This is a genomic window from Kitasatospora sp. GAS204B (assembly GCF_029892155.1).
Lineage (GTDB): Bacteria > Actinomycetota > Actinomycetes > Streptomycetales > Streptomycetaceae > Kitasatospora.
Genome location: NZ_JARZAG010000034.1, coordinates 64,124 through 71,305, shown reverse-complemented (window position 1 = coordinate 71,305; position 7,182 = coordinate 64,124). Strand labels below are relative to the sequence as shown.

7 protein-coding genes are annotated in these 7,182 nt (G+C 73.6%); 5 read left to right on the top strand and 2 right to left on the bottom strand.

The window, feature by feature from the left end; genetic code table 11:
• Window positions 1-180 precede the first annotated feature (180 nt).
• On the bottom strand, window positions 181-951 hold the full coding sequence (locus tag P3T41_RS32725; protein ID WP_280694229.1) for a lysophospholipid acyltransferase family protein: 771 nt from the start codon (window positions 949-951) through the stop codon (window positions 181-183).
• Window positions 952-1,365: 414 nt separating this feature from the next.
• On the opposite strand from P3T41_RS32725, the gene P3T41_RS32720 reads away from it, so the two are divergent.
• The 4 genes from P3T41_RS32720 to P3T41_RS32705 all read left to right on the top strand — a co-directional run bounded on the left by P3T41_RS32720 (window position 1,366) and on the right by P3T41_RS32705 (window position 5,403).
• Window positions 1,366-1,677, top strand: a complete 312-nt coding sequence (locus tag P3T41_RS32720) for a thioredoxin family protein (RefSeq protein WP_280694228.1) — start codon at window positions 1,366-1,368, stop codon at window positions 1,675-1,677.
• Window positions 1,678-2,070: 393 nt separating this feature from the next.
• Entirely contained in the window at window positions 2,071-2,856 is a 786-nt protein-coding gene (locus P3T41_RS32715; RefSeq protein ID WP_280694227.1) for an electron transfer flavoprotein subunit beta/FixA family protein, read from the top strand.
• Window positions 2,857-2,898: 42 nt separating this feature from the next.
• Complete coding sequence (locus P3T41_RS32710; RefSeq protein WP_280694226.1) at window positions 2,899-3,861, top strand: electron transfer flavoprotein subunit alpha/FixB family protein; 963 nt, start codon at window positions 2,899-2,901, stop codon at window positions 3,859-3,861.
• A 126-nt stretch (window positions 3,862-3,987) separates the two neighbouring features.
• Complete coding sequence (locus P3T41_RS32705) at window positions 3,988-5,403, top strand: acyl-CoA synthetase (RefSeq protein WP_280694225.1); 1,416 nt, start codon at window positions 3,988-3,990, stop codon at window positions 5,401-5,403.
• Window positions 5,404-5,429: 26 nt separating this feature from the next.
• Here the strand turns inward: P3T41_RS32705 and P3T41_RS32700 are convergent, their stop codons facing one another.
• A complete protein-coding gene (locus tag P3T41_RS32700) occupies window positions 5,430-5,993 on the bottom strand; it encodes a DUF1707 and FHA domain-containing protein (RefSeq protein ID WP_280694224.1) in 564 nt (187 codons plus the stop codon).
• A gap of 158 nt (window positions 5,994-6,151) precedes the next feature.
• Here P3T41_RS32700 and P3T41_RS32695 point away from each other — a divergent pair, with 158 nt between their 5' ends.
• The gene (locus P3T41_RS32695; RefSeq protein ID WP_280694223.1) at window positions 6,152-7,117 is read left to right on the top strand and encodes an ROK family protein; all 966 of its coding nucleotides are present in this window, start codon (window positions 6,152-6,154) and stop codon (window positions 7,115-7,117) included.
• The last annotated feature ends 65 nt before the right edge of the window (window positions 7,118-7,182 follow it).

The following is a 7,182-nucleotide window of genomic DNA, read 5'->3' as shown; positions in this document are numbered from 1 at the left end:
TACTGCAGGGGGGACCCTGTGGGAGAGTAGGACGCCGCCGAACAATTCTTCTAGAGAAGCCCTCTTCCTTCGGGAAGGGGGCTTCTCTGCGTTTATCGAGCGGCTTACCGAGCGAAAGTCGGACGGCGCACCACTCCGTAGGAATGGCGCGCCGTCAACAGGTGACCGAAAGGCCGTCGCTCAGGCCTCGGCGGCCCGCCGAGCCGCCTTCGCGGCCGCTTCCTGCTCGTCCTCGGCCTCCGCGACCTCCAGGGTCGGTGCGGTGCCGCCGAGGTGGGTGGGGAGCCACCAGGAGTCGGTGGGGCCGGCCGGCTTGACCGGGTAGTCGCGCTGGGCCCGGTCGAGCATCTCGCTCATCGCGGCCCGCAGTCGCCGGGTGACCATCACCGGCTTGTCCGTGGGCTCCAGGCGAATCGGTTCGCCAATCATGATGGTGACCGGGACGTGCCGCTTGGTCAGGGTCTTCGGGCGGCCCTTGGTCCACAGCTGCTGGGTGCCCCAGAGGACCATCGGCAGCAGCGGGGCGCCGGCGTCGGCGGCCATCCGGGCCGCACCGGTCTTGAACTTCTTCAGCATGAAGGAGCGGCTGATGGTGGCCTCGGGGAAGACACCGACCACCTCGCCCTCGCGCAGCGCGCGCACGGCAGCCTCGTACGCGGGCTGGCCGTCGGTGCGGTCGACCGGGATGTGCTTCATACCGCGCATCAGCGGGCCGGAGATCGCGTGCCGGAAGACCTCGTCCTTCGCCATGAAGCGGGTCTTGCGGTCACCGCCCCGGTAGGCGCCCAGGCCGGCGAAGAGGAAGTCCAGGTAGCTGATGTGATTGCTCACGAGCACCGCGCCGCCGGTGGCCGGCACGTGTTCGGCACCCACGATGGTGATCCGGCAGTCGAGCGCTTTGAAAACGGTCAGCGCGGCACGGATCACCGGCGGGTATACGAACTCTGCCACGGTCAGCCCTACTTCTACTACGTACGGGCCCTGGCCCGGTGCGGTGGCACCCGGGTCGCCACCGGTGGACCGGGCCCGGGGCGCGGCACGCCGCGGCTGACACGGGTGATTCTGCTGATGATGGTCCCTCGTGGGGGTGCCTTCTGTCACCTGGCCATGCCCCGGTCGCGCGAGATTGTCATCACATCGCTGGGCGGGAGGTCCATCTGGGTCGCGCGCGGGCGTCGCGCGTCGCCACCGCAGGTAGAGCGGAGCCGGCGTCGGCGCCGGGCGCGCGGTAGCGCACACTGGAGCGCGTCACCGGACTGCCGGTGTGCGTCGCGGTGATCGCGCCGGTGAGCGCCTTCGGGTTGTTCCGGGCCCGGTGCGATGGGAGGGTGCGTGCCGTCGCGGGCGCGCGGGAGGGACGAGGACGTGCAGCTGTCCGCCGCCGATCTTGGCGAGGACGTCGAACTGGGGGAGCGGGCCACCCTGGTGCAGTTCTCCACGGCCTTCTGCCAGCCGTGCCGGGCCACCCGCCGGGTGCTCGCCGAAGTGGCCGCGATGGTGGCCGGCGTGGCGCACGTGGAGGTCGACGCCGAGCAGCGGCTGGAGCTGGTCCGCCGGCTGGAGATCCTGCGCACCCCGACCGTGCTGGTGCTGGACGGTGCGGGGCGGGTGGTGAGGCGGGCCGCCGGTCAGCCGCGCCGCGCCGATGTGATCGCCGCGCTCGGTGAAGCGTGCTGAGCGTCAGCGGTGCGCCGGCCGAGCGCGAGCGGTGCGGGAGGAGAGCGCGACGAGAGCGCCGCTCGGGTGCTGCTCGGCGCAGGCTCACGGCCGGACCGAGGGCAACCTGAGGCCGGCTGTCCGAGCTCGGCATTCACCGGTGGGTTGAGCGCCGGAGAAGTCGAGAGCTTCGTCACAATGATCAGGGGGGATAACGCCCTGACATTGCGGCAAGATGTGGGCGACCGGTATTTAGATACTGACGAGTAACCAGAGCGGGATGCTGCCGAGTATGCTGCCGGAAGTGCCGGTCGGGGCAGCAGGAATGCGCTGTCCGTAGCGGGTGCCGCCGGTGCGCACCCGCCCGTCGCACCCGCGGCAGCCGCCGGACGAGACCAGTACAGGAGACAGGCCGTGAGCTTGAGGATCGTTGTCTGTGTGAAGTACGTGCCCGACGCGACCGGTGACCGTCGCTTCGCGGACGACACCACCACCGACCGGGACGCCGTGGACGGCCTCCTGTCGGAGCTCGACGAGTACGGCGTCGAGCAGGCGCTGCGGATCGCCGAGGCGTCCGGTGACGCCGAGGTGACCGTGCTGACCGTCGGCGGCGACGACGCCCGGGACGCGCTGAAGAAGGCCCTCTCGATGGGCGCCGACAAGGGTGTCCACGTCAACGACGACGACATCCACGGCTCGGACGTGATCGCCACCTCCGCGATCCTCGCCAAGGCCCTCGAGAAGACCGGCTACGACCTGGTGGTCTGCGGCATGGCCTCGACCGACGGCACCATGGGCGTGCTGCCCGCGCTGCTCGCCGAGCGCCTGGGCCTGCCGCAGGTGACCCTGCTCTCCGAGGTCGCCGTCGAGGGTGGCGTGGTGAAGGGCCGCCGCGACGGCGACTCGGCCACCGAGCAGGTCGAGGCCGCGCTGCCGGCCGTCGTCTCGGTCACCGACCAGTCGGGCGAGGCCCGCTACCCGTCCTTCAAGGGCATCATGGCCGCCAAGAAGAAGCCGGTCGAGGAGCTCGACCTGGACGACCTCGGCATCGAGGCGGACGAGGTCGGCCTGGCCGGCGCCTGGACCGCGGTCGAGACCGTCACCGAGCGCCCGGCCCGCACCAAGGGAACGATCGTCAAGGACGAGGGCGAGGGCGGCAAGCAGCTCGCCAGCTACCTCGCCGAGCAGAAGTTCATCTGACCCGCCGTCCGGACCCCACGTTCCCTCAGGAGATAAGAAATCATGGCTGAGATCCTGGTCCTGGTGGACCACGCCGACGGCGCCGTCCGCAAGCCCGCCCTGGAGCTGCTCACCCTGGCCCGCCGGATCGGCGAGCCGTCCGCGGTCGTCCTCGGCGCCGGCGCTGCCGCGGCCGACATCGCCGCCAAGGCCGCCGAGTTCGGTGCCGCGAAGGTCTACGTGGCCGACGCCGCCGAGTTCGCCGACTACCTGGTCGTCCCGAAGGTGGACGCGCTGACCCAGATCGCCAAGGCCGCCGACGCCGCGGCCGTCCTGGTCACCTCCTCCGGCGAGGGCAAGGAGATCGCGGCCCGGGTGGCCCTGCGCCTGGGCTCGGGCATCATCACCGACGCCGTCGACCTGGAGGCCGGCGCCGACGGCCCGATCGCCACCCAGTCGGTCTTCGCGGCCTCCTTCCAGGTCAAGTCGAAGGTCTCGCACGGCAGCCCGGTCATCACCGTGAAGCCGAACGCCGCCGCGCCCGAGGCCGCCCCGGCCGCCGGCACGGTGGAGAACGTGACCGTCGAGTTCACCGGCAACGCCGCCAAGGTCACCGCGCGCACCGCGCGGGTCTCCACCGGCCGCCCCGAGCTGACCGAGGCCGCCATCGTGGTCTCCGGCGGCCGCGGTGTCGGTGCCGCCGAGGGCTTCGGCGTGGTCGAGGAGCTCGCGGACGCGCTCGGCGCGGCCGTCGGCGCCTCGCGTGCCGCCGTGGACGCCGGCTGGTACCCGCACAGCAACCAGGTCGGCCAGACCGGCAAGCAGGTCTCCCCGCAGCTCTACGTCGCGGCGGGCATCTCCGGCGCGATCCAGCACCGGGCCGGCATGCAGACCTCGAAGACCATCGTCGCGATCAACAAGGACGCCGAGGCGCCGATCTTCGAGCTGGTCGACTACGGCGTGGTCGGCGACCTGTTCGACGTGCTGCCGCAGCTCACCGGCGAGGTCAAGGCTCGCAAGGGCTGAAATCGAGCGACAACTGAGCGGTCGTCAAGCCGGACTCGTGCCGGCCGGCTGCTCCAGCAGGGCGTGATCCCCCGTCGTGGTGTGGATCACGCCCTGCGGCGTGTGCGGGTCCCGTAGAGTGCCGCCGTGAACCTCTTGACGGCACTTCAGGGTGGGCACGGCGACGCGGCCGACGCGCTGCGGATCGACGGTCGGGCCGTGTCCCGGGAGCGGCTGCTGGGCGCGGCCGGCACCGTGGCGGCCCGGGTGGCGGGCGCGAAGGCGCTGGCCGTGCTGGCCCGGCCGAGTGTCGAGAGCGTGACCGCGGTGGTCGGTGGGCTGCTGGCCGGGGTGCCCGTGGTGCCGCTGCCGCCGGACGCCGGGCCGCTGGAGCGTTCGCACATCCTGCGGGACAGCGGCGCCGAGCTGCTCGCCGGCGAGGGCCCGGCCGTCAAGGACACGGCGTCCGAGGACGGCATCGAGGCGCTGCCCGTCGACCTCGGTGAGACCAGCGCCGATCGCTTCCCCGAACCGGCCCCCGAGCGGGCCGCCTTCGTCCTCTACACCTCCGGCACCACCGGGCCGCCCAAGGGCGCGATCCTCTCCCGCCGCGCGGTCGCCGCCGACCTCGACGCGCTGGCCGACGCCTGGGCCTGGACCCCCGAGGACACCCTGGTGCACGGCCTGCCGCTGTTCCACGTGCACGGCCTGGTGCTCGGCGTGCTCGGCGCGCTGCGCTCCGGCTGCCGCCTGGTGCACACCGGCCGCCCGACCCCCGCGGCCTACGCCGAGGCGGCCGGCACCCTCTACTTCGGCGTCCCCACCGTCTGGTCCCGGATCGCCGCCGACGAGGCCGCGGCCCGCGCGCTGAGCGGTGCCCGACTGCTGGTCTCCGGCAGCGCCCCGCTGCCCGTCCCGGTCTTCGACAAGCTGGCCACGCTCACCGGCCACCAGCCCGTCGAGCGCTACGGCATGACCGAGACGCTGATCACCGTGAGCACCCGGGCGGACGGGGAACGCCGCCCGGGCAGCGTCGGCCTGCCGGTGGCCGGCACCGAGACCCGCCTGGTCACCGAGGACGGCCGCCCGGTGCCGGCCGACGGCGAAAGCCTGGGCGACCTCCAGGTCCGCGGCCCCTCGATGTTCGACGGCTACCTCGGCAACCCGGCCGCCAACGCCGACGCGTTCACCGCGGACGGCTGGTTCCGCACCGGCGACGTCGCCACCATCAGCCCCGACGGGTTCCACCGGATCGTCGGCCGCGGCTCGGTGGACGTGATCAAGAGCGGCGGCTTCAAGATCGGCGCCGGCGAGGTGGAGGCCGCGCTGCGCGACCACCCGGCCGTCGTGGACGCCGCCGTGGTCGGCGCCCCGGACACGGACCTCGGGCAGGCGGTGGTGGCGTTCGTCATCCCCGACGGCCCGGTGACGGGCGATGAGCTGGCCGCGTTCGTCGCGCAGCGGCTCTCGGTGCACAAGCGGCCGCGCCGGGTCGTGCTGGTGGAGGAGCTGCCGCGGAACGCGATGGGGAAGGTGTTGAAGAAGCGGCTGCTGGAGGGGTAGCGCCGCAGTTGCGGACGCTCGCCGGCTCACCGCGCGGCGAGTCGGAACTCCTGGCTCCCGAACGCCACCTGGTCCCCCGGCCGTACCGGGACGCCTCCGGTGACGCGGCGGCCGTTGACGTGGGTGCCGTTGGTCGAGCCCAGGTCGTACAGCACCCAGCCGTCGCCGAGGCGGCGCAGTTCGGCGTGCCAGCGGGAGACCGAGACGTCGGTCAGGCGCAGGTCGGAGCCGGGGGCGCGGCCGATCCGCAGCTCGGACGGGCCCAGCTGGGGGAGGGTCAGGCCGGGCAGGCGCTCGGTCCGCCAGGCGTTGCGCAGCCGGACCGTGAAGGCGGACAGGCGCCCGACCGCGCGCAGCGCGAAGCGGGCCAGCCGGCCGTCGGACGGCAGGTCGGCGAGGGCGGCGTCCAGCTCGGTGGTGCTGCGGGCGGTGAGGACCAGCTCCATCCGGCGGATGAAGGTGTCGTGCGAGAGCCGGCCGTCCCCGGCGCCGCGTCGCAACACACCCAGCGCCCGTTCGCGGTCGGCCTCCGAGGGACGGGCCTGGAGGTCGCCGGAGGCCACGCCGGTGAGGGGCTCGGGAGCGGTCATGCGCACGATTCTGGGGCGCGCCGGGGTGCGGTGTCCAGAACGGGTGACGTGGGAACCACGGGGTGCTCCGCGACCGTCCACGGCAGGTGGAGACCTGTGCCGTGGCCGGGACCGGGCAGGATGGGGTCGGTCACGGAGTACGAGGAACAGGGCGGTGGATGATGACTGGTCAGGCGCTGGTCGCGGCGGTGGACATCGGTGGGACGAAGATCGCCGGTGCGCTCGTCGGGGCCGAGGACGGCGAGCTGTACCACCGGGTGGAGCGTCCGACCCGGGCCAAGGAGTCCGGCAAGGTGGTGCGCGACGCGCTGGCCGAGGTGGTCGAGGCGCTGGCGGGCACGCCCGAGTGGGCCGGGGTCGAGCTGCTCGGGGTCGGCAGCGCGGGGCCGGTGGACACTGTCCGAGGCACCGTCAGTCCGGTCAACATCCCAGGTTGGCGCGACTTCCCGGTGGTCCGGGAGGTGCGGGAGCTGGCCGGCGGCCGCCCTGTGGTGCTGACCGGCGACGGGGTGGCGATGACCGCCGCCGAGCACTGGCTCGGCGCGGCCCGGGGCTTCGACAACGCGCTCTGCATGGTGGTCTCCACCGGTGTCGGCGGCGGCCTGGTGCTCGGCGGGGCGCTGCACCCTGGGCCGACCGGCAACGCGGGGCACATCGGCCACATCAGCGTGGACCTGGACGGTGCGCCGTGTGCCTGCGGTGGCCGGGGCTGCCTGGAGGGCCTGGCCAGCGGCACCGCGATCGCCGGCCACGCGCTGGCGGCGGGGTGGCGGCCGGCCGGCGGGGCGGGCGGCCGGGCGGACGCCGCCGCCGTGGCCGCGGCGGCGCGCGCGGGTGATCCGCTGGCGCTTGCCGCCTTCGCCCGGGCCGGGCAGGCACTGGCAGCGGGCATCGCGGCGGCGGCAACCCTGGTGGAGCTGGAGGTGGTGGTGATCGGCGGTGGTGTCGCGCAGGCGGGCGAGCTGCTGTTCGGTCCGCTGCGGGAGCGGCTGGGGGAGTACGCGGCGCTCTCCTACGTGCGCGGGCTGCGCGTGCGCCCGGCGGAACTGGCCACCGACGCGGGGCTGGTGGGGGCCGCCTCGGCAGCGCTGCGGGCGACGGCCCGGGCGGGCGAGGGTGCGTGAGACGGGGGTGTGAAGGAGGGCGTGCGGAGTGGGCGAGCGGCGCGCGGGAGCGGCGAATGCGCCCT

Excerpts from the sequence above, each read along its gene's own strand:
- P3T41_RS32700 (WP_280694224.1), bottom strand. The coding sequence starts at position 5,993 with ATGACCGCTCCCGAGCCCCTCACCGGCGTGGCCTCCGGCGACCTCCAG.
- P3T41_RS32695 (WP_280694223.1), top strand. The coding sequence starts at position 6,152 with ATGATGACTGGTCAGGCGCTGGTCGCGGCGGTGGACATCGGTGGGACG.
- P3T41_RS32710 (WP_280694226.1), top strand. The coding sequence starts at position 2,899 with ATGGCTGAGATCCTGGTCCTGGTGGACCACGCCGACGGCGCCGTCCGC.